We start from the raw sequence: 547 nt of genomic DNA, 5'->3' as shown, positions 1-547 counted from the left end.
CTTTCGCATCTGTTCGTCATCTACGACTCACAGTCAAGCCAACTTTTGCCATTACACTATCGGCACGGTTTCCATTCGCGCCTAGTTGACCTTGAGACCCCTCCGTTACTCTTTAGGAGGGTAGCGCCCCACTAAAACTGCCTGCCACGCACTGTCTCAACACGGTTTTTCCGTGCTGGTTAGAGACTACCAAAATTAAGATGGGTATTTCACTGGCGACTCCACGGTACCCGAAAGCCCGCTTCAAAGTCTCCCCACTATACTACGCATTAATTCAATAGCCCCAATACGAAGCTACAGTAAAGCTCCTGGGGTCTTTTCGTCTAACTGCAGGTACCCGGCATCTTTACCGGGATTGTATTTTCACCGAGCAGGTCCTTGAGACAGTTTCCCAGTCGTTACGCCATTCGTGCACGTCGGAACTTACCCGACAAGGAAATACGCTCTATTTTTCCTTCTTTTATGAACCAGCCTTATCTGGTTCGTACACAATAGGACTCTATCTTCATCCGTCTACCTAAGTAGCGAGGATGCCAAGCATTTGGTC

1 rRNA gene is annotated in these 547 nt (G+C 48.6%); it reads right to left on the bottom strand.

From position 1 onward, the window contains the following. Positions 1-547 (bottom strand): 23S ribosomal RNA (locus tag ACQY6C_RS14935); the annotation flags it as partial.

The sequence above is a fragment of the Altererythrobacter sp. genome, from assembly GCF_050299635.1.
Classification (GTDB): Bacteria; Pseudomonadota; Alphaproteobacteria; order Sphingomonadales; family Sphingomonadaceae; genus Erythrobacter.
Note: the sequence above shows the minus strand (reverse complement) of the source record. Positions and strands in the feature narration are given on the sequence as shown.